The organism is Bradyrhizobium sp. LTSP849 (genome assembly GCF_000938255.1).
Taxonomy (GTDB): Bacteria; Pseudomonadota; Alphaproteobacteria; order Rhizobiales; family Xanthobacteraceae; genus Bradyrhizobium.
This window is the reverse complement of the sequence record NZ_JYMR01000005.1, coordinates 1-23,565: the sequence shown is the minus strand read 5'-3', so window position 1 is coordinate 23,565 and position 23,565 is coordinate 1. Positions and strand designations below refer to the sequence as shown.

The 23,565-nt window shown below is 63.6% G+C and carries 20 protein-coding genes; 9 read left to right on the top strand and 11 right to left on the bottom strand.

Annotation, left to right across the window (positions count from 1 at the left end):
- Positions 1-41: 41 nt before the first annotated feature.
- From UB31_RS04605 to UB31_RS04595, 3 genes are read left to right on the top strand one after another with little or no spacing between them, the layout of a single operon-like run.
- Entirely contained in the window at positions 42-1,364 is a 1,323-nt protein-coding gene (locus UB31_RS04605; protein WP_045002885.1) for an ABC transporter substrate-binding protein, read from the top strand.
- On the top strand, positions 1,361-2,296 hold the full coding sequence (locus UB31_RS04600; protein WP_045002886.1) for a carbohydrate ABC transporter permease: 936 nt from the start codon (positions 1,361-1,363) through the stop codon (positions 2,294-2,296). The genes UB31_RS04605 and UB31_RS04600 overlap by 4 nt, the downstream gene beginning before the upstream one ends.
- The gene (locus tag UB31_RS04595) at positions 2,293-3,117 is read left to right on the top strand and encodes a carbohydrate ABC transporter permease (protein WP_045002887.1); all 825 of its coding nucleotides are present in this window, start codon (positions 2,293-2,295) and stop codon (positions 3,115-3,117) included. Before UB31_RS04600 ends, UB31_RS04595 begins: the two co-directional genes overlap by 4 nt.
- Before the next feature lie 56 nt (positions 3,118-3,173).
- On the opposite strand, the gene UB31_RS04590 is transcribed toward UB31_RS04595, so the two are convergent.
- The 3 genes from UB31_RS04590 to UB31_RS04580 all read right to left on the bottom strand — a co-directional run bounded on the left by UB31_RS04590 (position 3,174) and on the right by UB31_RS04580 (position 6,691).
- The gene (locus UB31_RS04590; RefSeq protein WP_045002888.1) at positions 3,174-4,826 is read right to left on the bottom strand and encodes a hypothetical protein; all 1,653 of its coding nucleotides are present in this window, start codon (positions 4,824-4,826) and stop codon (positions 3,174-3,176) included.
- 10 nt (positions 4,827-4,836) lie between these two features.
- A complete protein-coding gene (locus UB31_RS04585; protein WP_045002889.1) occupies positions 4,837-5,535 on the bottom strand; it encodes a cysteine hydrolase family protein in 699 nt (232 codons plus the stop codon).
- A 205-nt stretch (positions 5,536-5,740) separates the two neighbouring features.
- Positions 5,741-6,691: a hypothetical protein gene (locus UB31_RS04580; RefSeq protein ID WP_045002890.1), complete on the bottom strand. Its 951-nt coding sequence runs from the start codon at positions 6,689-6,691 to the stop codon at positions 5,741-5,743.
- A gap of 165 nt (positions 6,692-6,856) precedes the next feature.
- Between UB31_RS04580 and UB31_RS04575 the strand changes: the two genes are divergently transcribed.
- Positions 6,857-10,333, top strand: a complete 3,477-nt coding sequence (locus UB31_RS04575) for an indolepyruvate ferredoxin oxidoreductase family protein (protein WP_045002891.1) — start codon at positions 6,857-6,859, stop codon at positions 10,331-10,333.
- A gap of 135 nt (positions 10,334-10,468) precedes the next feature.
- On the opposite strand, the gene UB31_RS04570 is transcribed toward UB31_RS04575, so the two are convergent.
- From UB31_RS04570 to UB31_RS04555, 4 genes are all read right to left on the bottom strand, one after another.
- Positions 10,469-12,196, bottom strand: coding sequence for an FAD-dependent oxidoreductase (locus UB31_RS04570; protein WP_045002892.1), 1,728 nt, complete (start codon positions 12,194-12,196; stop codon positions 10,469-10,471).
- Positions 12,197-12,255: 59 nt separating this feature from the next.
- Entirely contained in the window at positions 12,256-13,275 is a 1,020-nt protein-coding gene (locus UB31_RS04565; RefSeq protein WP_045002894.1) for a S1C family serine protease, read from the bottom strand.
- A gap of 91 nt (positions 13,276-13,366) precedes the next feature.
- Complete coding sequence (locus UB31_RS04560; RefSeq protein WP_045002895.1) at positions 13,367-13,816, bottom strand: hypothetical protein; 450 nt, start codon at positions 13,814-13,816, stop codon at positions 13,367-13,369.
- A gap of 7 nt (positions 13,817-13,823) precedes the next feature.
- On the bottom strand, positions 13,824-15,422 hold the full coding sequence (locus UB31_RS04555; protein WP_045002896.1) for a GMC family oxidoreductase: 1,599 nt from the start codon (positions 15,420-15,422) through the stop codon (positions 13,824-13,826).
- A gap of 203 nt (positions 15,423-15,625) precedes the next feature.
- On the opposite strand from UB31_RS04555, the gene UB31_RS04550 reads away from it, so the two are divergent.
- Entirely contained in the window at positions 15,626-16,414 is a 789-nt protein-coding gene (locus UB31_RS04550; protein ID WP_045002897.1) for a thermonuclease family protein, read from the top strand.
- A 219-nt stretch (positions 16,415-16,633) separates the two neighbouring features.
- Here the strand turns inward: UB31_RS04550 and cyoD are convergent, their stop codons facing one another.
- Genes cyoD through UB31_RS04530 form a run of 4 tightly spaced genes read right to left on the bottom strand, consistent with a single transcriptional unit; the run spans position 16,634 to position 20,484 of the window.
- Positions 16,634-17,023, bottom strand: a complete 390-nt coding sequence (gene cyoD, locus UB31_RS04545; RefSeq protein WP_045002898.1) for a cytochrome o ubiquinol oxidase subunit IV — start codon at positions 17,021-17,023, stop codon at positions 16,634-16,636.
- Positions 17,020-17,661 (bottom strand): cytochrome (ubi)quinol oxidase subunit III, encoded by a 642-nt coding sequence (locus tag UB31_RS04540; protein WP_045002899.1) that lies wholly within the window; start codon positions 17,659-17,661, stop codon positions 17,020-17,022. The genes cyoD and UB31_RS04540 overlap by 4 nt, the downstream gene beginning before the upstream one ends.
- On the bottom strand, positions 17,661-19,661 hold the full coding sequence (gene cyoB / locus UB31_RS04535) for a cytochrome o ubiquinol oxidase subunit I (protein WP_045003049.1): 2,001 nt from the start codon (positions 19,659-19,661) through the stop codon (positions 17,661-17,663). The genes UB31_RS04540 and cyoB overlap by 1 nt, the downstream gene beginning before the upstream one ends.
- A complete protein-coding gene (locus UB31_RS04530; RefSeq protein WP_045002900.1) occupies positions 19,651-20,484 on the bottom strand; it encodes a cytochrome ubiquinol oxidase subunit II family protein in 834 nt (277 codons plus the stop codon). Before UB31_RS04530 ends, cyoB begins: the two co-directional genes overlap by 11 nt.
- Before the next feature lie 232 nt (positions 20,485-20,716).
- On the opposite strand from UB31_RS04530, the gene UB31_RS04525 reads away from it, so the two are divergent.
- The 4 genes from UB31_RS04525 to UB31_RS04510 form a co-directional block, all read left to right on the top strand.
- Positions 20,717-21,529, top strand: a complete 813-nt coding sequence (locus tag UB31_RS04525; RefSeq protein WP_045002901.1) for an SDR family NAD(P)-dependent oxidoreductase — start codon at positions 20,717-20,719, stop codon at positions 21,527-21,529.
- A gap of 17 nt (positions 21,530-21,546) precedes the next feature.
- On the top strand, positions 21,547-22,101 hold the full coding sequence (locus tag UB31_RS04520; RefSeq protein ID WP_045002902.1) for a carboxymuconolactone decarboxylase family protein: 555 nt from the start codon (positions 21,547-21,549) through the stop codon (positions 22,099-22,101).
- A gap of 1 nt (position 22,102) precedes the next feature.
- Positions 22,103-22,903 (top strand): SDR family NAD(P)-dependent oxidoreductase, encoded by an 801-nt coding sequence (locus UB31_RS04515; RefSeq protein WP_045002903.1) that lies wholly within the window; start codon positions 22,103-22,105, stop codon positions 22,901-22,903.
- A 102-nt stretch (positions 22,904-23,005) separates the two neighbouring features.
- Positions 23,006-23,565 (top strand): IS5/IS1182 family transposase (locus tag UB31_RS04510; RefSeq protein ID WP_045009489.1); only part of this gene is annotated, 560 nt, incomplete at its 3' end.

The following is a 23,565-nucleotide window of genomic DNA, read 5'->3' as shown; positions in this document are numbered from 1 at the left end:
ACTATCCCTCCCAAAGAAAATGAGTCACAGGGAGGAATACAGTGGTTGACCACAAGATTTCGCGCCGCAGCCTTTTGGCCGGCACCGCAGCAGCAGGCGTGCTCGGCGTCACCGGATTTCCGGCCCGCGCGGAGATAGCCTGGAAGAAATATTCCGGGACCAAGCTGGAGGTGATCCTCGCCAAGGGACCGCGCGGCGACAACCTGCAAAAATACATCAAGGAGTTCACCGAACTCACCGGCATCCAGGTGGAGTCGGAGCAGATCCCCGAGCAGCAGCAGCGCCAGAAGGTCGTGATCGAGCTGACCTCGGGCCGGCCGAGCTTCGACGTCGTGCATCTCAGCTATCACGTGCAGAAGCGGCAGTTCGAGAAGGCCGGCTGGCTCGCCGACATGTCCGGTTATCTCAAGGACCCCAGTCTCACGCCGCCCGATCTCGTCGAGAGCGATTTCTCGGCGGCGGGCCTGCAATACGCCCGCAACGACAAGGGCCAGATGCTGTCGCTGCCGTGGTCGGTCGACTATTTCATCCTCTACTACAACAAGGAGCTGTTCCAGAAGAAGGGCGTCGAGGTCCCGAAAACGCTGGAGGAAATGGCTGTTGCGGCCGAGAAGCTCACCGATCCCAAGGAAGGGATCTATGGCTTCGTCGGCCGCGGCTTACGCAACGCCAACATGGCAATGTGGACCAACTTCTACCTGAACTATGGCGGCGAATTCCTCGACGCCAAGGGCAACATCCTGACCGACGGTCCGGAAGCGATCGAAGCCACCAAGCTATATCAGCGGTTGTTGACCAAGTCCGCGCCTCCCGGCGTCGCCGGATTCAACTGGATGGAATCGATGGCCTCGTTCACGCAAGGCCGGGCGGCGATGTGGATCGACGCAGACGGCTGGGCGCCACCGCTGGAAGATCCAGGCGCCTCCCGCATCGTCGGCAAGGTCGGCTACACCGTGGTGCCCGCGGGTCCCAAAGGCCAGTTCTCGTCAACCTATGGCGACGGCATCGGCATTGCGGCGGCGAGCAAGAACAAGGAAGCCGCCTATCTGCTCTGCCAATGGGTGGCCTCAAAGGGACAAGGCGCCCGCCTGCTCCAGGCCGGCGGCGGCGTGCCGTTCCGCAACTCCATCGTCGATGATCCCGAAGTCGCGAAGGGCGTGAAGACCAAGGAGTGGCTGCAGTCGGTCATCGACTCCGCCAAGATCTCCAAGCTCGGTCTGCCCGTCATCATCCCGGTTGCCGAATTCCGCGACACCGTCGGCGCTGCACTGACCGCGACCTTGTCCGGCGCCGATCCCGCAACGGAGCTGAAGAAGGCACACGAGCAATTCCGCCCGATCCTGGAGCGCAGCGAAAAAGCGTGAGCGTAATAACACAGACCTCTCCGGCCGCGGCGCAAGCCGCCGCGCCGGAGAAACCGTGGCGTCGGCCGTCCTATTGGCCATTCGTGGTGCCGGCGCTGGTCGTCGTGCTCGCCATCATCATTTTCCCTTGGCTGTTCACGATCTGGATGAGCCTGAACGAGTGGAAGGTCGGCGCGCCGACCACCTTCGTCGGATTTTCCAACTATCTGCGGCTACCCAACGATCCCCGCTTCATCGAGGCGGTAGGCCACACCCTGGTCTACACCGCGCTGTCAGTTCTGCTGCCGCTGCTGTTCGGCACGTTCGCAGCCGTGGTGTTTCACCAGAAATTCGCCGGCCGCGGCTTCCTGCGCGGCGTCTTCATCATGCCGATGATGGCGACGCCCGTCGCAATCGGCCTGGTCTGGACCATGATGTTCCATCCCCAGCTCGGCGTGCTGAACTACCTGTTGTCGCTGATCGGCCTGCCGCCGCAGCTCTGGGTGTTTCATCCCGCAACGGTGATCCCGTCGCTGGTGCTGGTCGAGACCTGGCAATGGACACCGCTGGTCATGCTTATCGTGCTCGGCGGCCTCGCTGCTATACCGACCGAGCCCTATGAAAGCGCACAGATCGACGGCGCCAATTTCTGGCAGGTGTTTCGCTTCATTACGCTGCCGCTGATCATGCCGTTCCTGTTCATCGCCGGCATGATCCGCATGATCGACGCGGTGAAAAGCTTCGACATCATCTTCGCGATCACCCAGGGCGGACCAGGCTCGGCATCGGAGACCATCAACCTCTATCTCTACAGCGTCGCCTTCGCCTATTACGACATCGGCTATGGCTCGGCGATCGCGGTCATCTTCTTCCTGCTGATCGTCGCGCTGGCCGCGGTGATGCTCTACTTCCGCCAGCGCATGCTGTGGACCGAGACGGGGAGCGACGCATGAACCTGCGCAGCCTTCTCGGCCGGATCGGGCTGTGGTTCGCGGTGCTCGTCATCGTGTCGCCGGCGATCCTGTTCTTCCTCTGGATGGCGTCGCTGTCGCTCAAATTCGAGATCGACAATGCCGCCTACCCGCCGGTGTTCATTCCCGAGCATTTCGCCTGGAAGAACTATGCCGACGTGCTCGCCTCCAACCGTTTCCTGACCTATTTCATCAACAGCCTGATCGTGACCGGCAGCGCCACCGCGCTGGCACTGCTGACCGGGGTCCCTGCCGGCTACGGCATCGCGCGGATGGCCGCGCACAAATCCGCGATCGTGATCCTGATCGCCCGCATCACGCCGGGACTATCCTATCTGATCCCGCTGTTCCTGCTGTTCCAGTGGCTCGGATTGCTCGGTACGCTGGTGCCGCAGATCATCATCCATCTGGTGGTGACGGTGCCGATCGTGATCTGGATCATGATCGGCTATTTCGAGACGACACCGATGGAGCTGGAGGAAGCCGCCCTGATCGACGGCGCCACGCGCTGGCAGGTGTTTCGGCACGTCGCGCTGCCGATCGCAAAACCGGGCATCGCGGTCGCCTTCATCCTCGCCGTGATCTTCTCCTGGAACAACTTTGTGTTCGGCATCGTGCTGGCGGGACGCGAGACGCGCACCCTGCCGGTTGCCGTCTACAACATGATCTCGTTCGACCAGTTGAGCTGGGGCCCGCTCGCCGCCGCCGCGCTGATCGTGACGTTCCCGGTGCTGTTGCTGACGGTGCTCGCCCAACGGCAGATCGTCGCCGGGCTCACTGCCGGTGCCGTCAAGGGCGGGTAGAAATGAAACGGCCGGGCGACACGACGTCACCCGGCCGCGATTGATGTCAGAGCTGCCTACTCCGCAGGCGCGGCGTGCATCTCCGGATGCGCAGCATAGTGCTCGGTAGCGCCTAGCTTGGTCGCCGCGAACAGGCCCGCCGCCATCACGGCATAGGCGAACGCCACCGCGGGCGTCACGCCGAACCCGCCGCCGATGCCGACGGCTTCGCCATGCATGAAGCCGAAGTAAGTCAAGACGGCACCGACCAGCGCGAAGGCCGAGGCTTTCTCGAAGTCACGCTCGATGATGAAGACACCGATCGCACCCAGGATGAGGCCGCCGAGGATGGAGCCACCGCCCATGATCTCGAGGCCGTGATAGAACACGCCCTGCTGCGGCAGTGCTGCGATCGCAGCAGCCTTGACCGCGTCGGCCTTGTCGGCGGCCATGCCGCCGACCGTTGCCGCCGCATTCATGGTCGAGCCCAGCATCGTGTCGATCTGGAGTTTGGCCCAGGCGGCGAGATGCGGCGTGAAGGCCAGCGCCACGGCGGGCGCGTGCTTCGACGGTGTGGTCTGGAATGCCTGCGCAGTCATGAGCATGCCGATATAGAGCAGGATCGGCGAGATCGCGACGACGGGCACCAGCGCCAGCAGGACCGAGATGACGCCGAACCACGACAGGACCACCACCATGATGCCGGTCGCGGCCGAATAGCCGATCCGGCCACCCATCGCCTTCCAGCCGGGATGACCGATATAGACCGCGTTGATGAAGGGATTACCCATCAGGCAGCCGATCAGGCTGACGACGCCGTCGGCGGTCAGCACGCGCGTGGTCGGATATTCGTCGCCGGCGGCTTCCGCGCTCTCGACGTTATCCATGGCCTCGACGAGGTCATAGATGCCGAAGGGAATAGCGGTCACCAAAATGACGCCGAGATATTCGAAGCCGGAGAAGACGTAGCCCGCCGCCGGGATCGGCACCGAGAAGCCGAAATTGGCGAAGGCATCCCCGACGCCCTTGATGCTCAGTCCGCCGAGGCTGAGACCGAACAGGTTCGAGCCCCAGGCGATGATCATGCCAACCACGATCGCGATCAGACCGGCGGGAATGCCCTTTGGATATTTCACGCCACCGAACCAGCTCACCAGGATGACGGCGAAGCAGACCAGACCGATTTGCGGCGTCATGTACATCTCGAGCGCCGGACGCATCGCGATGAAGGTCAGCGAGACGCCTGCAAGCGTGCCGAGCAGCGCAGCGCGCGGGGTGATCTTCCGGATGAAGGGCGCGATGAAGCCGCCGATCATCAAGATGAAGCTCTGGAAGAACACCCAGACCAGGCCGGCCGACCAGCCCTTGAGTGGATCGCCGGTCTTGATCGTGACTGGCAGCATGATCACAAAGGTGACGATGAACATGTGCGGCACGCTGACGCCCGAGGGCAGCGCGCAGACATCGGTGCGGCCGGTTTTCTGCGCGAGGCGATAGGCGAGGTACGCATAGTAGAAGGTCGACAGGCACATCATCAGCCCGAGCGCGGGCAGGATGCGGCCGAACACGAGACTGTCCGGCATCTTCAGCACGAAACGAAGCAGGCCCGTAAGCACCAGCATGTTGACGAGGATGTTGGTGCCGAAGCCGAAAAACGCGTTCCAGTCGCCCGGTGTCCATAGTACCGGCTTAAACTCGGACTTGCCGGCCGTCCCCGTCAAAGCGCTCATGATAATACCCCTATGTGGTCGAAGTCTTCATCGCCTCCAGTACTGCGGCTGAGTCCGCGACCCAGCCGAAGATGCCGCCTTGGGCCTTGATCATCTTCAGGCCCATCTCGTGAAACTCGGGAAAGTAGGATGCGCAGCCGTCCGAGATGACGACGCAGCGATAGCCGCGGTCATTGGCCTCGCGCACGGTGGTGTTGACGCACACCTCTGTGGTGACACCGCATACCAAAAGGTTCTCGATGCCGTATTTCTCCAGCACGTCGGTGAGCTCGGTGGCGTAGAATGCGCCCTTGCCGGGCTTGTCGATCACGACCTCGCTGTCGAGCGGATAGAGTTCGGGGATGATGTCGTGGCCGGCTTCGCCGCGAATGAGAATGCGTCCCATCGGGCCGGGATCGCCGATGCGAAGGCTCGGCGCGCCGCGTTCGACTTTCGCCGGCGGCGCATCGGAAAGATCCGGCAAATGGCCTTCGCGGGTGTGAACCACCAGCATGCCGGTGTCGCGCGCAGCCGTCAGCAGCGCGCCGATCGGCTTCACGGCACGCGCAAGCTGGCTGACGTCGTTACCGAGTGTCTCGCCGAAGCCGCCGGGCTCCATGAAATCGCGCTGCATGTCGATGATCACGAGCGCCGTGCTCGCCCAGTCGAGCTTGATCGGCTCGGGCTCGGCGCTGATGACGCCCAGTGTCGGCTTGGTTGAGTTCAACATGACGCAGGCCCCCGCGAGAACTCTCGTTGCCAGGAGTTCTGCAAACGCCGTGCCATTGTGTACAATGACAATCCGACGCGCGACGCGGAGAAATTTGCTGTGCTGTCAGAATGTTAAGAGAGGAGCGCGGGTCTGCTCATTCGCTGTGCGACGTCTTTGCGACGTGCATTTGCTCAAATGATGAGCGACGGCGAAGCTCGCTTTTTTAGCGGGCAGTATCTCCGTACAGCCGCCGATACTCGTCCTCATACGGCGCATACGAGTCCTTTAGCGTCGCCATGTTGAGCAGCATCGTGGCCACCATCGTACCCGTCTTGTCGAACACGCGCGTCTTGATCCAGGCGCTCTCGGTGCGGCGACTGCCGGAGAGCGCGACGACCTCGCGCTCGACTTCATAGGCCTCGTCGACAAAGAGCGGACCCTTCACGAGCCTGATCTCCTGGTCGGCGAACAGGCCGACGGCAGGCCCCTTGGCCGGGAGCGGATCGTCCTTGGAGCGGTACTGAAACAGCACGCTCAGCATCTCCATCGGAATGATGGCGCGGCCCCACGGATTCTCCGCGCTGGAATAATATGGCGAGTTCTCGGTGATGACGGCGAGCTTCTGCCGCAGCGAGAACGGATAGAGGTCGCCCATGTTCTGGTCGAAGGCCATCCGCACCGACTGCCGCTGGCTGGTCTGCGCCACCTTCACGTCGCGCAGGATCACGGGATCAGTAAGCGGCTTGAGCTCGGCAAGGCGCGCCTCCAGCGCGGTCGCAGCTTGGGGATCGCCGACCGATGCCGTGCCGCGCAACACCTCGGTGCCGTCACGCTTGACCATCTGGATCTGGCTGGTGCCGGGCAATGGCTTCGACAGGATCGCCTGCACCTCCTCGCCCTCGAAGCAGGCGTTGCGGTAGTGCGCGGAGAGACAGCCGCTCTCGAACCAGGCCTGTCCCCACAACCGCACGCCGAGCGGCGCGAACTGGCTGAAATGCGTCGGCCCCTCGATGGTGCCGCCCTTGAAGCCAAGCTTTTGCGCGGTGGCATCGTCGTGGATGGAGGCATGCGCGTCATAGGTCTGCGCGTGGAGCATCTGCCGCGGCTGACGCCACGGCCCGACCAAGGCATTGGCCGTTTCTGATATCTCGGTTTCGAATGCGCTTGCAGCCATGGTGTCCTCCGATCGAAGCCATGACTAGCAGGAGCGCCACAGATGCGGCTAGCCGTATTGACTTCGCTGGCCCATGCTTTTGACTGCCTCATCCTGCTTCGCAAGCCGCCACTCTTTCCGCGGCGCAAAATTCCCGTCAGACCAAGAAAAACAAGGACTCCCGAAATGACGCTGATGCAGGTCGAGCTGGACGATAAATACCGGCTCGAATCGAAGCGGATCTTCCTGTCCGGCACGCAGGCCCTGGTTCGATTGCCCATGTTGCAGCGCGAACGCGACCGGCTTCAGGGGCTCAACACCGGCGGCTTCATCTCGGGCTATCGCGGTTCCCCGCTCGGCATGTACGACCACGCGCTGTGGCGCGCGAAGTCGCACCTTCAGCAGCAGGACATCGCCTTCGTACCCGGGCTGAACGAGGATCTGGCGGCGACCGCGGTCTGGGGCAGCCAGCAGGTCGGACTGTTTCCCGGCGCCAAGGTCGATGGCGTGTTCGGCATCTGGTACGGCAAGGGCCCCGGCGTCGATCGCTCGGTCGATGCGCTCAAGCACGCCAATGCCGCCGGCACCTCGCTCAATGGCGGCGTGCTGGCGCTCGCCGGCGACGACCATGGCTGCCAGTCCTCGACACTGGCGCATCAGAGCGAGCAGGTGTTTGCGGCGGCGCTGATTCCCGTGATCAATCCCGCAACGCTCCAGGACTATCTCGATCTCGGCCTCTATGGCTTCGCGCTGTCGCGCTTCTCCGGCTGCTGGGTCGGCTTCAAGGCGATCAGCGAGACCGTGGAGAGCTCGGCGTCGATCTATAGCGATCCCGCGCGCATCCAGATCAAGCTGCCCGATGATTTCGAAATGCCGCCCGGCGGCCTCAACATCCGCTGGCCCGATCCACCGCTGGAGGCCGAGCGGCGCCTGTTCGGCCCGAAGATGGCTGCGGTGCAGGCCTTTGCCCGCGCCAACCAGCTCGACCGCATCGTGCTCGATTCAAAGCCCGCGCGGCTCGGCATTGTCGCGACCGGCAAGGCCTATCTCGATCTGCGCCAGGCGCTCGCCGACTTGGGCATTACCGACAAGGACGCGCAGGATCTGGGCTTGCGCATCTACAAGGTCGCGCTGACCTGGCCGCTGGAGGAAAGCGGCGCAAGGCGCTTCGCGGAGGGTCTTCAGGACGTGCTGGTGGTCGAGGAGAAGCGCGGCTTCATCGAAGACCAGCTGATGCGCATCCTCTACAACATCGATGCGTCGAAGCGGCCGACGGTGACGGGAAAACGCGACGAGAGCGGCGCGCCGCTGCTGCCGAGCGAAGGCGAGCTGACGCCGACCATCGTTGCGTCCGCGCTGCTGGCGCGGCTGCGCAAGCTCGGCCATCACAGCCCGGTGCTGGAGCAGCGCCTGGCGCGGCTCGAGGCGTTCGACAATCCTGTTCCGGCCACTGCACAAATCAAGCTCGCGCGCACGCCGTTCTTCTGCTCGGGCTGCCCGCACAACTCTTCGACAAAAGTACCCGAAGGCAGCCGCGCCATGGCCGGCATCGGCTGCCATGGCATGGCCTTGAGCATGCCGACCCGCCGCACCGATTTGATCTCACATATGGGCGCCGAGGGCGTGAACTGGATCGGGCAGTCGCCCTTCACCACCGAGCAGCACATTTTCCAGAATCTCGGTGACGGCACCTATACGCATTCCGGCCTGCTTGCGCTTCGCGCCGCTTCCGCCGCCGGCATCAACATCACCTACAAGATCCTCTACAACGATGCGGTGGCGATGACCGGCGGCCAGCCGGCCGAGGGCGGTTTCAACGTTGCGCAGATCGCGCACCAGGTCTGGGCTGAGGGCGTCAAGCGGCTCGCGATCGTCTCGGACGATCCGAGCAAATATCCCGAAGGCAATTACTTCCCGCAAAGCGCAACCATCCATCACCGCCGCGAGCTCGACGCTGTCCAGCGCGAGCTGCGCGACATCAAGGGCCTGACCGTCCTCATCTACGACCAGACCTGTGCGGCGGAAAAGCGCCGCCGCCGCAAGCGCGGACTCTATCCCGATCCCGCCAAGCGCGCCTTCATCAACGAGCTGGTCTGCGAAGGTTGCGGCGATTGCTCGCAAGCCTCGAACTGCGTCTCGGTGCAGCCGCTGGAGACCGAGTTCGGTCGCAAACGCCAGATCGACCAGTCGAACTGCAACAAGGATTTTTCCTGCGTCGAGGGTTTCTGCCCGAGCTTTGTCACCGTGCACGGCGGTACGCTCAAGCGCATCAAGACCTCGGGCGTTGATTCCGGGCAGTTGTTCGCCGACCTCCCGCTGCCGCCCGCACGCGAGCTGGAGGCCCCCTACAACATCCTCGTCACCGGCATCGGCGGCACCGGTGTCATCACCATCGGTGCGCTGCTCGGCATGGCCGCGCATGTCGACGGCCGCGGCTGCTCGGCACTGGATTTCACCGGCCTGTCGCAGAAGAACGGTGCGGTGATGAGCCATGTCCGCATCGCCCCAAAGCCGGAGGATATCTCTGCCGTCCGCATCACCACCGGCGGCGCGGACGTCATCCTCGGTTGCGACATGATCGTTTCGGCAGGTCCCTCCGCGCTCAGCCGTGCCGAGCGCGGGGTGACGAAAGCCTACATCAATGCCGATCTCCAGCCGACCGCGAGTTTTGTGCAGAACCCCGATCTCGATTTCGAGATGGGCACGATGCAGACTGTGCTGAGCGATGCGATCGGCGACAAGAACCTCGACATCATCGACGCCACCGGCATCGCCGCGGCGCTGATGGGCGATTCGATTGCGACCAATCCCTTCATGCTCGGTTTCGCCTTCCAGAAGGGCGCGATCCCGCTGTCGCTGGAGGCCCTGCTCCGCGCCATCGAGATCAACGGTGCCGCAATCGAGATGAACAAGCTCGCCTTCACCTGGGGGCGGCTGGCCGCCCACGACATGACGCGGGTGCGCAGCGTGCTCCAGTTCAAGAGCCGGGCGAGTGCGCCAACGAAGTCGCTCGACGACATCATTGCGACGCGCGCAGAGTTCTTGACCGGCTATCAGGACAAGGCCTACGCGGACCGCTACCTCGCTGCCGTCACCAAGGTGCGCAAGGCAGAGAACGCTGCCTCGCCTGCGTCGACCGAGCTTACGGAAGCCGTAGCAAAAAGCCTGTTCAAGCTGATGTCCTACAAAGACGAATATGAAGTCGCGCGGCTCTATACCGACGGCAGTTTTGCCAAAAAAGTGTCGGAGAAGTTCGACGGCGATTTTTCGTTGAAGTTCTATTTGGCGCCCCCGATCTTCGCACAGCGTGACAAGACGACTGGGCATCTTCAGAAGAAAGAGTTCGGCGGCTGGATGATCCACGCGTTCCGCGCGCTGGCAAAGCTGAAGTTCCTGCGCGGCGGTGCGTTCGATCCGTTCGGACGTACCGAGGAGCGCAGGACCGAGCGCAAGCTGATCGAGGATTATCTCGCGATGATCGATCAGCGGATCGCTGGGCTGAAGGCCGCGCAGATCCCACTGCTGACGAGGCTTGCACGCGTGCCGGAGACAATCCGCGGCTTCGGCCACGTTAAGGAAGCCAATATCAAGCTGGCGGTGGCGGAGAAGGCCCGGCTCGAGGCGGAGCTGGAGAACAGCCGCTTTGCGGCAGCGGCGGAGTAGCTGTCGCCGTGTTCTCAGCTGTCATCGCCCGGCTTGACCGGGCGATCCAGTGCGCCGAGACAGGAGTGGTTGAATCGATGGGCCGCGGCGTATTGGATGCCCCGCTTTCGCGGAGCATGACAGCGGTGGAGATGGCTAGACTGACGCTGTAACCGCACTCATCGTCACGGCTGCCCCCTCCGCCAAATGCCGTCCCGCAACATACCCGAACGTCAGCGCCGGCCCGAGCGTAATGCCCGGCCCCGGATAGTTGCCATTCATGATCGAGCCCATGTCGTTGCCGCAGGCATAGAGCCCCGCAATGGGCGTGCCGTCGTCGCGCAGCACGCGGGCCTGGGCATCGACCTTCATACCGATCGCGGTGCCGAGGTCGGCTGGATAGATGCGCATCGCGAAGAACGGCGCGCGGATGATCGGTGCGACGCAAGGGTTGGGCTTGTGCGCGGCGTCGCCGAGGTGGCGCTGATAAATCGTGCTGCCGCGACCGAATTCGGGATCGCGGCCCTCCTTCGCATCGGTGTTGTAGTTTGCAATGGTCGCGGCGAGCGCGGGCGGCTTGATGCCGATCTTCGCCGCAAGTTGCTCGATATCTGGAGCCTCGATCAGCTCACCGCTCGCCGCATAGCGCCGAACGTTGCGGGTGAAGGGCTTGATGCGGCCGAGGCCGTAGCTCCACAGGAACTGGCGATCGCAGATCAGATGGAAGGGCCGATCGGGCTCGCCGTTGCCGTCGCGCAGCATGGCGAGCACGAATTCATGGTAGGACAGCGCCTCGTTGACGAAGCGCCGGCCAGCTGCGTTGACGGCGATCACGCCGGGCTTGGCGCGATCCGTCACCGTATGCGGGAACACGCCGCGGCTGCCGTCGGCGCGCCGAAACAGCGAGGCCGGCACCCAATACGCCGGGCTGGTGGCATCCGTGTTGAGCGCGGCACCCCCGGCTGTCGTCGCGAAGCGAAGCCCATCACCCGTGCCGGATGTATTGGTTGCTGAGACGAACCCGGCCGCGGGTGGGAAGAAACGTTTGCGCAAGGCGGCATCGTGCGAAAAGCCGCCGGTCGCCAGCACCACGCCGCGACGTGCGGAGATCGGGCGATCGCGCGAGCCGTGACGGATCACCACGCCAACGACGCGATCGCCCTGCATCGACAGATCTTCGACATCGGCGCTGAAGAGAATTTCAACTTGCCGCGCCAGCAGCGAGGCATAGAGCCGCGCGGCGAGCGCATTGCCGAGATACAGCGTCGTGCCGCGCGGGTTGCGCAGCCGCTGCAACGCGTATTCGGAAACAAGCCGCGCCGCGCGCAAGGTCGAGCGCAGCGATTTTCCGACCCGGCGCAGATGCGGGATGTCGAGCCGATTGACCATCATCCCGCCGAACAGCGTGAACTCCGGCAGCGGCGGCCGCAGCCGTGCGAAACTCGCGCCCAGCCGCCTGCCATCGAACGCGACCGGCTCCAGCACGCGCCCGCCGGGCGTGGCGCCCAGCCGCTCCGGATAATAGTCCGGGTAGGCCTTCACCGGCTGGAGGCGAACCTCCGTCTTGGCCTCGAGATAGGCGATGGCCTCCGGCCCTCGCGCGAGGAAGGCGGCGCGCAAGCCGGCATTGGCAGGCTCAGGCACGGTGCTCGCGAGATATTGGACGGCATCCGTGACGCTGTCAGAAAGCCCCGCCTCTTTCATCTTGGGATTGGCGGGGATCCAGACCATACCGCCCGACCAGGCCGTGGTGCCGCCGACGAACGCCGTCTTCTCGATGACCAACACGCGCAAGCCTTCGGCGGCGGCGACGGCAGCAGCCGTCATGCCGCCCGCGCCGGCGCCGATGACAATTACGTCGTAGGTCTCATGCGCCGGCATCATGCGGCGGGTTTCCCGGAACGAGGCATAACACCGTCATACCCCGCCCCGGGCATCAGAGGCTAGCGCGCAGGCTTGCGCTCGACGGGATCGATGTCGATCGCCCGCAACCGGCCGAGCCGCAACACGTCCATAGCGAGCCGCCGGCCGATCCGGTCACGGTCGAGCACGCGGATCAGGTCGTCGACGCCGTTGATCTCTACGCCGTCCAGCCTGATCACGACGTCGCCGGACAGCAGGCCCGCCTTTGCCGCCGGCCCGTCAGGCTCGATCTGCGCCAGCAGCGCGCCCATCTTGTTCTCAACGCCCGCCAGCACCGCGTGGCGCCGGGGGACTGGCGCGGTCTGTCCGGCGACGCCGATATAGGCGCGGCGGACGTAGCCGTGGCGGATGATCTCCGACAGCACGAATTGCGCGGTGTTGCTGGCAACCGCGAAGCAGATGCCCTGCGCACCGCTGATGATGGCGGTGTTGATGCCGATCACCTCGGCATTCGACGACACCAGCGGCCCGCCGGAATTGCCGGGATTGAGCGCGGCATCGGTCTGGATCACGTCCTCGATGGTGCGTCCGCTGACCGAGCGGATCGAGCGCCCCAGCGCCGAGACGACGCCGGCGGTGACGGTTGACTCGAAGCCGAGCGGGTTGCCGATCGCGATCACGAGCTGGCCGCGCTTGAGGCTCTTGGAGTTGCCGAGCGCGGCATAGGGCAAGTCGCGGACGCCGTTGGCGCGCAGCAGCGCAAGGTCGGTGTCGGGATCGACGCCGAGCACGCGGGCATCACCGACGTTACCTTCGACGTCCCGCAGCCGGATCTCCTTGGAGGAGCCGACCACGTGGCTATTTGTGAGGACCAATCCATCCGGAGAGATCACGATGCCCGAGCCGAGGCCGCCGCGCTCGCGGCCGTTCGGCACTTTTGGTCCGGTCTCGACCCGCACGACGGCAGGGCCGACGCGATCGGTCACGTCGATCACGGCATTGGAATAGGCGTCCAGCAGGGCCCGGTCATCGGCCGGGGCAGCCGCTGCCGTTCGCGATGACGAGCCGTCATCGGCGATATCTGAGGTAAAATCCAACATGGCAAGAGTCCTTGAGGCTCACAGAGATGGTGGCCTGTTCCCTCTCGCGCAAGTGGCCCGCTTGGGGCGCAAGGCTGGACTGCCCAGGTGGCTAGGGCGCGCGCCGGAGCGTGCCCGCCTTTGCCTTGACTGGATCGAGCAGCGACCAGTCGCCATCCGGGAGCACATAGCCCTTTGGGAATGGCGCGCGCAGCTCCAGCCCAAGCGAACGCAGCACGCGATCGTCGCGGTAGTAGCATTGCAGCACGACGCGAACGAGCGTTGCGGCCGCCGCGCCGCCGTGCTTGCGAAACTCCTGCGCTACCGCATCGCGCTTCCCGGCATCGAGCTCCGCGAGCGGCTGGCCTGCGAGCCGCGCCAGATGGTCGAGCGCCGCCGCCACCAGTTTGGTGTCGCGGCCGAGCGTCGCAAGGATATCGGCCTGGATCGCGGGATCGTCGGCGCCGGGCACCTTGTACTCGTCACTAGCGGGAACGATCATCGCAGCAATTGTGCGGAGATCGTTGCATTGAGTGCGTGTCAGTTGATTGTCTGCGGACATGACGGCCTTAATCGAACAAATTGGCGAGACGCTGCTTCATCTGGTCGGCGATGTAGAGCGCGAGGGCCTGGATGGTGGACGTCGGGTTCACGCCGCCCGAGGTGACGAAGATGCTGCCGTCGACGATGAAGAGGTTCTTCACGTCGTGCGAGCGGCCCCATTCGTTGACGACGGAGCGTTCGGGATCGGTGCCCATCCGCGCGGTGCCGAGCAGATGCCAGCCGCCCCACGGGATCGGCGAATTGACGCAGATGTCGGTCGCGCCCGCCGTCTCGAGAACCTCGCGGCCGCGCGCCAGCGCATGCTCCATCATCTTCCGGCTGTTCTCGCTGATCGTGTAGTCGATCTTCGGCGCGGCAATGCCGTGGCTGTCCTTGAGGACCGGATCAAGCGTGACGCGATTGTGCTCTTCCGGCAGGTCCTCGCAGATCGCGGAGAAACCCAGCCGGTGGCCATTGAGCTTGCGGAACACGCGGTGATGATCGGCGCCCCACGGCAGAATGCCCTTCTGCTCGCTCACGACGGCTTCGAATACTGGCCCAGCGCCGCGGACGAACTGCACGCCATAGCCGCGCACGAAGCCGCGGGACAGGTCGGTGTCATACCACTCCTTGCTCCAGAGGCAGGTCGGCGGCGCGCGGTTACTATCGGTCGGCTCCTTCACATAGCCGTAGATCTGCGCATAAGGGTGGAACATCAGATTCTTGCCGACGAGACCCGACGAATTGGCAAGACCGTCTGGAAATCGCCCCGACGCGGAGTTCAGCAACAAGCGCGGCGTGCCGACGCCATTGCAGGCGATGATGACGACATGCGCGGGCTGAAACTGCTCGACACCGTCCTTGTCGTAATAGACCACACCCGAGGCCATGCCGTTCTCGTCGGTCGTGATCTCGCGCACCCGGCAATGGGTGCGCAGCTCGACGCCGGCGCGAACCGCGTGCGGCCAATAGGTGATGTCGGTCGAGGACTTTGCGCCTTGCGCGCAGGCCGGCGTGCAGTGGCCGAGATTGATGCAGCGAGCCCTGCCCTCGTAGTCCATGGTCGCGACCGTCGTATCGGACGGCCACCAGTGCCAGCCGAACTCGTTCATGGCCTTGCCGATGATGGCGCCGGACAATCCCATCGGCTGCTGCGGCATCGGCGGATGGGTCAGCGGCGACAACGGATCACCCGACAGCCCTGAGGTCCCCATCATCCGGTCGTTCTCTTCGAAAAATGGGGTCAGCGCGTCGTAGTCGATCGGCCAGTCATCGGCGACGCCGTCGAGCGTCTTCACCTTGAAATCGGAAGGGTGCAGCCGCGGCCAATGCGCGGTGTACATCACCGTCGAGCCACCGACGGCGTTGTAATTCACCACCTTGATCGGTGAATTGTCGTCGTTGATCGGATAGTCCTCGGGCCGTCCCCGGATATTGGGGCTCGATGACCACTCACCGTAGAACTTGGCTTCCCAGTCCCGGCCCGTGCTCGGGTATTCCGCCGGGTTCATCCAGCCGCCCTGCTCCAGGCAGAGAATGTGCATCTTGGTCTCGGCCAGCGACCACGCGACTGCGGCGCCCGAAGCGCCGGCGCCGATGATCAGGACGTCCACGGGGTCTTTCATCGCAACCTTTTCCTCCCGCCCTCGCCGCTTCCCGGGCGATTCGGCCTTCACGGCACGCTGGCTTATCGCAAACGATAGGATCAGAGCGGCGGCTGAGTAAAGCCACGAGGCCGGAATGTCGCACTTCGCAGGGCGCAGACCATTGGTATCGCCACATCCGGATGCTAGGAACGAAGCGCAAGAGCAATCGATAGCGAGACCGCATGTCCTTCCGAAATTCCTATGCCGCCGCCCGCGCTTTCGCGCTTGTTTTATGTCTCGCTCTGTCAGGATTTCTGGCCGCATCCGGGCCAGCCTCCGCGCTGACCGCAGCCGCAACCGCCCGGGACGCCAATTCCATCCAGCTTGGTGATATCACCTACCGGCTCGACGGCATCGATGCGCCGGAACTGGACCAGGTCTGCATCGACGACCACGCCGATCCCTGGACCTGCGGCATCGACGCCCGCGACCAGCTGACCAAGCTGATCGGCGGACGCTCCGTGCGCTGCGACGATGTCGGCCCCGAAAAGAACTTTGGCAAACGGCACCGGGCCATCTGCACGGCCGAGGGCGACAAGGTCAGCTTGAACGAGCAACTGGTCAAGCTCGGCTTCGCCATCGCGCGCGATCCGATCAAGGCCAATATCAAGTCGGCGGCGGCTGACGCCAAGACCGCCTCGGCCGGCATCTGGAAGGGCTGCTTTGTTGCACCGCAAGAATTCCGTACCGGCAAGAGGGACGGCGCGCTTCTCGGCGCCGCCTGCCGCTCCGACCGTGACAAGGAGATCCGCGGGGTGTTGTTTCCGGACGAGCTGACGGCGCCGCCGAGCTGCGCCATCAAGGGCAAGCTCGCGGTGCGCGCGCGCGTCACCGGCAATATCGGCATCTACCACTTGAGAGGCTGCCCCAGCTATGCCGCGACCACCAGGCCGGACCGCTGGTTCTGCTCGGAGGACGACGCCCAGGCCTCGGGCTTCCGCAAGGCGTACAACTGCCGCCGGCCAAAGTGAACAATTGGTTCACGCACCCGTGAGTGGTGGCCGGAGACAGTATTGATCCGGAATTGAACTCCATCGCGAGTTGCTGCACTTATCAACGTGCGCACGCGCCTTGCGCGAGTGCATCCTTGGCAGACGATCCTCATCGGATTGTCTTTGCTCGGGCGTTTCCTCCCTAGACTTGGGCCGCTTGTCACAAACGAGCGGCTCTTCTTTTTTGTGCGGGCTCTACTACTGTCGCATCTGCATGATCTGGTCCATCGGCGGCATGTTCTGATTGAGATGCCCCATGATCCAGACGGTCCCGCCGACCACCAGGAACACGACCATAAGCCCGAACGCCAGCGCCAGCACGTTGTTGGTGTTGTCGGGCCCCGTCGTGATGTGGAGGAAGAACACCAGATGCACGCCCATCTGCGCGATCGCGAGCACGATCAGCGCGACGGGGATTGAAGGCTGCCAGACCAGATTGGTGCCGGCGATGAAGAACGACGTCGCCGTGAGCAACAGCGCAAGCGCGAGGCCGACGACATAACCTGTGATCCGCTCACCGACGCTGTGTTGCTCTTCCTCGCCCGGTGCGAGGTCGTGTTCGACAGGCATATGTGTCTGATCGCTCATACGCCACTCCCAAGCAAATAGACGACAGAGAAAACCCCAACCCAGACGATGTCAAGCGCATGCCAGAACAGCGCAAAGCACATCATCCGGCGCAGGACGTCGGCACGAAAGCCCTTTGCGAAGACCTGGGCCATCATGGTGAGCAGCCACAATATGCCAGCCGAAACGTGGAGGCCGTGGCAGCCCACCAGCGAGAAAAACGACGTCAGGAACGCGCTGCGTGACGGGCCGTAACCGCGCGAGACGAGATCGGCGAATTCGCGGAACTCGATGGCGAGGAAGATCAACCCCAGCACGCAGGTCACGGCCATGCCGAGGTAGAACCAGAACCGGTTACGCACGTCGGCCGCAATGCTGGCCATGCCGCAGGTGAAGCTCGACAGCAGCAGGCAGACCGTCTCGATCGCAACGTTGCGCTGCTCGAAAATCTCCGAGCCCTTCGGGCCGCCGGCGGTCTGGTCGGCCAGCACCGCGTAAGCCGCGAAGAAGCAGGAGAACATCACGATGTCGGAGAGCAGGAAGACCCAGAAGCCGTAGGCGGTCACGGTGCGCTTCGGCGCGGGTCCGGGATGCTCGACAACGAGCCCGATGTGATGCGGATCGGCGTGCGCGCGGCCGACGGTTGCGGTCATCGACATCAGATCATCCCCGCCATGCTGACGAGGCCGCGCCGTTCCTCGAGATTGATGCGGTCGATGCGCGCGACCTCGGCTGCCGGAATGACGTACTCATCATGATCGCGCCAGGCGAACACGACGAAGGTCGCGATCGCGCCGATGCCGCCCAAAATCACCATCCACCAGATGTGCCAGATCAGCGCGAAGCCCATGATGGTGGCAAAGAACGCGCAGACAAAACCGGTCGGCGAGTTCTTGGGCATCTCGATGTCGTGATATTCGGGTGCGGTGTGGTCGAGCGATTGCTGCTGGGCAGCGACCTTCATGTCCCAATAGGCGTCCTCGCCGCGCACGTCGGGATGGAAGGCGAAATTGAACACCGGCGGCGGCGACGAGGTCGCCCACTCCAGCGAGCGGCCGTCCCAGGGATCGCCGGTACGGTCGCGCAACGCCTCGCGATTGCGGATGCTGACGACGAGCTGCATGATCTGGCAGATCACTCCGATCGTCAGCACGGCCATGCCGAACGCCGCCACGATCATCCAGGGCCGCCACGCCGCGACCTCATAGTGCTGCAGGCGCCGCGTCATGCCGAGCATGCCGGCGACATAGAGCGGCACGAAGGTGACGTAGAAACCCGTGAAGGTGAACCAGAACGCACGTTTGCCCCAGCGCTCGTCGAGGCGGAAGCCGAATGCCTTGGGAAACCAGTATTCGAAGCCGGCGAAGGCGCCGAACAGCACGCCGCCGATGATCACGTTATGGAAATGCGCCACCAGGAACATGCTGTTGTGGAGCATGAAGTCGGCCGGCGGCACCGCGACCAGCACGCCCGTCAATCCGCCGATGATGAAGGTGACCATGAAGCCGACGGCCCACAGCATCGGCGTCGCAAAGCGGATACGGCCGCCATACATCGTGAACAGCCAATTGTAGATCTTCACCCCCGTCGGCACCGCGATGATCATGCTGGCGATGCCGAAGATGGCGTTGACGTCGGGGCCTGCGCCCATCGTGAAGAAATGATGCAGCCAGACCATGAAGGAGATGACGCAGATCGCCATGGTCGCAAGTACCATCGAGCGATAGCCGAACAGCGCCTTGCCGGAGAAGGTCGAGACCACCTCGGAGAAGATGCCGAAGGCCGGCAGCACGAGGATGTAGACCTCCGGATGGCCCCAGGCCCAGATCAGGTTCATGAACATCATGACGTTGCCGCCGGCCTCGTTGGTGAAGAAATGGAAGCCGAGATAACGGTCGAGCAGCAGCATCGCCAGCGTGGCGGTGAGGATCGGGAAGGCCGCGACGATCAGGAGGTTCGAGGCCAGCGTGGTCCAGCAGAACATCGGCATGCGCAGATAGTTCATGCCTTTTGTGCGCAACTTCAGCACTGTCGTCACGAGATTGATGCCGGCGACCAGCGTGCCGACGCCGGAGATCTGGAGCGACCAAGCGTAATAGTCGACGCCCACACCCGGCGAATAGGACAGTTCCGACAGCGGCGGAAAAGCCAGCCAGCCGGTGCGCGCGAACTCGCCGACCACGAGCGAGATATTGACCAGCAGCGCGCCGGTCGCTGTCAGCCAGAAGCCGACGGAGTTGAGCGTGGGAAAGGCGACGTCGCGCACCCCGAGCTGAAGCGGCACCACCAGGTTCATGAGCCCGATCACGAACGGCATCGCCGTGAAGAAGATCATGATGGTGCCGTGCGCCGAGAAGATCTGGTTGTAATGCTCCGGCGGCAGATAGCCCTGTGACTGATAAGCGACCGCCTGCTGGATCCGCATCATGATGGCGTCGCTGCCGCCGCGCAGCAGCATGACTGATGCCAGCAGGATATACATCACGCCAATGCGCTTGTGGTCGACGCTGGTGATCCATTCGTGCCAGAGGTAAGGCAGGTGCCCTTTCACCACGACCCAGATCAGCACCGCAAGGATCGCAACCAGCACCACGGCGCCCGCGATCAGCGGGATCGGCTGGCCGAACGGGATCGCGGACCAATCGAGCTTACCGAGCATCATGGCCTCCACTGTGCGGACGGCCGGCATCGGAGATCAGCTCCGGGCCGGGCCCTGGCGGAATGTGCTGGGTCGCGATCAGATCGAACAGGCGGGGATCGTCGAGGCGATAGGTCGGCCTGCCCCGCTCGATGCCCTGCTGCATCAGCTTCGTGTAGCTCTCCTCGTTCAGCACGGCACCGGACTTCGCGGTCGCCGCCACCCAATCGGGAAAAGCGAGCGGCGAGATCACATTGACGTCGAACATCATGTCCGGAAAGCCGTCGCCGGAGAAATGCGCTCCCAGGCCCTGGAGCTTGCCTTCATTGTCTGCGCGCAGGTTCAGCCGCGTCACCATGCCGTTCATGCTGTAGATCATGCTGCCGAGCTGTGGGATAAAGAACACGTTCATCACGCTCGACGACGTCAGCTGGAAATTCAGCTCAGCGCCGGCCGGCACCGTCAGCGTATTGACAGTGGCGATACGCTGATCCGGATAGATGAAGAGCCATTTCCAATCGAGCGAGACGGCCTGGATCCGCACCGGGCTGCCGGTGCCCGGCACCGGCGCCGCGGGATCGAGCTTATGCGAACCGATCCAGGCGACACCGCCGAGCAGGATCACGGTCAGCGCCGGGATCGCCCACACCACCATCTCGACGCGACCGGAATAGACGAAGTCAGGCTGAAATTTCGCCTTCGGATTCGACGCGCGAAACCAGAACGCGAACGCCAGGATCGCGATGATGGTTGGCACCACGATCGCGAGCATGATGAAGACGGAATCGACCAGGATGGTGCTGTTGGCCGCAGCCACCGGCCCTTGTGGATCGAGCAGATTCATCGGCAAGCCACTGGCGATTGGGAAACCCCGAGGGACAGCGTAACGCGAAAAAGGCCCGCCGACAAACGCAGTTGCGTGAAGACGGTTCCGCAACATACCCGCTCAACCGTGCCTCCTGCCGCGCGGCGGCATGCAATTCCATGCGATGTCAATGACATCGGCGCGTGATGGCCGGCCTTCTCACCTGTCGGGGCGATTGCTAATCTGCACGAAAATATCGGGATGAAACGACATGCAGGGCCCTGAGGACGATGCTGGCCTCGCCGGCAAGGTGGCGCTGATCAGCGGCGGCGGCGCCGCGGGCGACGGCATCGGCAACGGCCGCGCCGCAGCAATTTTGTTGGCTCGCGCCGGCGCAAATGTACTGGTGGCCGATCGCGACCTCAAGCTCGCCGAGCGCACCGTGGAGATGATCGCAGCCAACGGCAGCACGGCCGCGGCCCATGGCGGCGACGTCACCAGCGAAGCTGATTGCAAGAAACTGGTCGAAGCCGCGCTCGATCGTTGGGGCCGGCTCGATTTTCTCGACAACAATGTCGGCATCGGCAGCCGCGGCAGCGTGGTCGACGAGGCGCCCGAGCAATATCGCCGCGTCATGCAGGTCAATGTCGAGACCATGTTCCTGCTCTCCAAGCACGCGATCCCCGCCATGATCAAGACTGCCAAGGGCGGCGCGATCGTCAACATCTCCTCGATCTCGGCGCTGCGGCCGCGCGGATTGACGACCTACACGACGTCGAAAGCAGCCATCATCGGCCTCACCCGCGCGATGGCGGTCGATCACGGCCGCGATAACATCCGCGTCAACTGCATCTGCCCCGGGCCGATGTATACGCCGATGGTCTATGCCCGCGGCATGAGCGAGCAGGCGCGTGCCAATCGCGCCAGGGCCTCCGTGCTGAGAGTCGAAGGCACCGGCTGGGACGTCGGCCACGCCGTCAAATTCCTGCTCAGCAATTTTGCGCGCTATATCACCGGCCAGGTGCTGGTGGTCGACGGCGGCGTGACGCTGCAAGCCCCCGAACGTGAATCACAAGAACACTAGCAGAAGGAATGAGTCGGATGGCCCGCCTACCCTATCTCGAGGCCGACCAGGTCGCGCCCGAATATCGCGACATGCTCAAGCGCAACACCAATCTGCACAAGCTCCTGGTCAACTCGCCGGAGATGGCACGCGCCTTCAACGGCATCGGCGGCTACATCCGCTTCGAGAGCAAGCTCGACCCACGGCTGCGGGAGTTGGCAATTCTTCAGGTCGGCTGGATGGAGAAGTCGGAATATGAATTCACCCACCATGTGAAGATCGGCAAGGAATTCGGCGTCACCGACGAGGACATCGCGGGCCTGATGTCGGAGACCGAGGGCAAGCCCTCGAAGCTGGAGCCGCTGGCGAGAGCGATCCTCAAAGGCGCCCGCGAAATGGTGCGCGAGCTCGCGATGTCGGACGCAACCTTTGCCGAGATCAAGGCACAACTTTCCGACGAGCTTATGGTCGACCTCGTCCTGACCATCGCCTTCTATTGCAGCGTGGTGCGCGTGCTCGCCACCATGAAGATCGACAACGAGCCTTACTACAAAGAGGTACTCCAGCAGTACCCGATCCCGGGAGTGAACTGACATGCGCTTGAAAGACAAGGTCGCGATCGTCGTCGGCGCCGGCCAGAGCCCCGGCGAAGGCATGGGCAACGGCCGCGCCACGGCGCTGACGTTCGCGCGCGAGGGCGCGAAAGTGCTGTGCGTCGACCATCATCTGGAGTCGGCGCAGGAAACCGCCGCGATGATTGCCGCGAAGCAAGGGATCGCCGCAGCCTTCAGGGCCGACGTCACAAAATCCACCGACATCAAGGCGATGGTGGCCGACGCCCAGGCGCGCTGGCGCCGGATCGATGTGCTGCACAACAATGTCGGCGTCAGCCTGTCCGGCGGTGACGCCGAGCTGCTTCAGCTGACCGAAGAGGCGTTCGACCGTATCGTCGCCATCAATTTGAAGAGCTGCATCCTGGCGGCGAAAGAGGTGATCCCGATCATGCGCGCCCAAAACAGCGGCGCGATCATCAATATCTCTTCGATGGCCGCGATCACGACCTATCCCTACGTCGCCTACAAGGCGACGAAGTCGGCGATGATCGCCTTCACCGAACAGCTCGCCTACCAGAACGCCGAATACGGCATCCGCGCCAACGTCATTTTGCCGGGCCTGATGAACACCCCGATGGCCGTCGATACCCGCGCCCGCGAATGGTCCAAGACCCGCGCCGAAGTCGAAGCCGAACGCGACAGCAAGGTGCCGCTGCGCAAGAAGATGGGCACGGGGTGGGACGTCGCGAACGCCGCACTATTCCTGGCGTCGGATGAGGCGAATTTTATCACGGGTGTGACGCTGCCGGTGGATGGGGGAGCAAGCGTGAGACGGGGGTGACTGAGTAGAGGCGCGCTGCCGTCCCTTCTCCCCTTGCGAGGGCTTTGCACAATCGGCTGCACGTGATTCTTTGAATCATGGCTGATTCTAGCGAGGGGAGCCATGGTTGAGCGCAATGTCGGTCAGATGAGCTTGGCGGATGGCCTGGTTCGGGCACCGCGAAGCAGCATCCTGGATGAGGTGGAGGCTGTTGTGGATTGGGCGCCGCTGCGCTCGCTGCTTGGCAAGCGGGGCGGCGATGGTGCCGGCAACAGCAGCTATCCGGCGGAAGTCTTGCTTCGCTGCTTGCTCGCCGGGATCTGGCACAATCTGTCTGATCCCGCGCTGGAAGCGGCCATTGCAGACCGGTTGTCGTTCCGCCGCTTTGTTGGTCTGAGCCTGCACGATCAGACCCCGGATCACACGACATTGTGGCGGTTTCGGCAGGAACTCGCCAAGGACGGTCTGATCGAGAAGATCTTCACTGAGATCAATCGGCAGTTGGAGGCCAAGAAGCTGATCCTCAAGCAGGGAACGCTGGTCGACGCCTCGTTAATCGCGGCACGAGCCACTCCGCCCCGCAAGGCACGCAAGGATGGCGAGGATACGCCACCCAAACCATCTGCGGATCGCGATGCTCGCTGGGGCCGGAAAGGCAAAAAGAGCGTGTTCGGCTATAAAAT

What these genes read in the sequence shown, in the direction of transcription:
- cyoD (WP_045002898.1), bottom strand. Translation starts at nt 17,023, where the DNA reads ATGAGCGATCAGACACATATGCCTGTCGAACACGACCTCGCACCGGGC.
- UB31_RS04580 (WP_045002890.1), bottom strand. Translation starts at nt 6,691, where the DNA reads ATGGCTGCAAGCGCATTCGAAACCGAGATATCAGAAACGGCCAATGCC.
- UB31_RS04525 (WP_045002901.1), top strand. Translation starts at nt 20,717, where the DNA reads ATGCAGGGCCCTGAGGACGATGCTGGCCTCGCCGGCAAGGTGGCGCTG.
- UB31_RS04565 (WP_045002894.1), bottom strand. Translation starts at nt 13,275, where the DNA reads ATGTTGGATTTTACCTCAGATATCGCCGATGACGGCTCGTCATCGCGA.
- UB31_RS04590 (WP_045002888.1), bottom strand. Translation starts at nt 4,826, where the DNA reads ATGAGCGCTTTGACGGGGACGGCCGGCAAGTCCGAGTTTAAGCCGGTA.
- UB31_RS04560 (WP_045002895.1), bottom strand. Translation starts at nt 13,816, where the DNA reads ATGTCCGCAGACAATCAACTGACACGCACTCAATGCAACGATCTCCGC.
- UB31_RS04585 (WP_045002889.1), bottom strand. Translation starts at nt 5,535, where the DNA reads ATGTTGAACTCAACCAAGCCGACACTGGGCGTCATCAGCGCCGAGCCC.
- UB31_RS04515 (WP_045002903.1), top strand. Translation starts at nt 22,103, where the DNA reads ATGCGCTTGAAAGACAAGGTCGCGATCGTCGTCGGCGCCGGCCAGAGC.
- UB31_RS04570 (WP_045002892.1), bottom strand. Translation starts at nt 12,196, where the DNA reads ATGATGCCGGCGCATGAGACCTACGACGTAATTGTCATCGGCGCCGGC.
- UB31_RS04575 (WP_045002891.1), top strand. Translation starts at nt 6,857, where the DNA reads ATGACGCTGATGCAGGTCGAGCTGGACGATAAATACCGGCTCGAATCG.
- UB31_RS04550 (WP_045002897.1), top strand. Translation starts at nt 15,626, where the DNA reads ATGTCCTTCCGAAATTCCTATGCCGCCGCCCGCGCTTTCGCGCTTGTT.
- UB31_RS04555 (WP_045002896.1), bottom strand. Translation starts at nt 15,422, where the DNA reads ATGAAAGACCCCGTGGACGTCCTGATCATCGGCGCCGGCGCTTCGGGC.
- UB31_RS04540 (WP_045002899.1), bottom strand. Translation starts at nt 17,661, where the DNA reads ATGTCGATGACCGCAACCGTCGGCCGCGCGCACGCCGATCCGCATCAC.
- UB31_RS04595 (WP_045002887.1), top strand. Translation starts at nt 2,293, where the DNA reads ATGAACCTGCGCAGCCTTCTCGGCCGGATCGGGCTGTGGTTCGCGGTG.
- UB31_RS04520 (WP_045002902.1), top strand. Translation starts at nt 21,547, where the DNA reads ATGGCCCGCCTACCCTATCTCGAGGCCGACCAGGTCGCGCCCGAATAT.
- UB31_RS04530 (WP_045002900.1), bottom strand. Translation starts at nt 20,484, where the DNA reads ATGAATCTGCTCGATCCACAAGGGCCGGTGGCTGCGGCCAACAGCACC.
- cyoB (WP_045003049.1), bottom strand. Translation starts at nt 19,661, where the DNA reads ATGCTCGGTAAGCTCGATTGGTCCGCGATCCCGTTCGGCCAGCCGATC.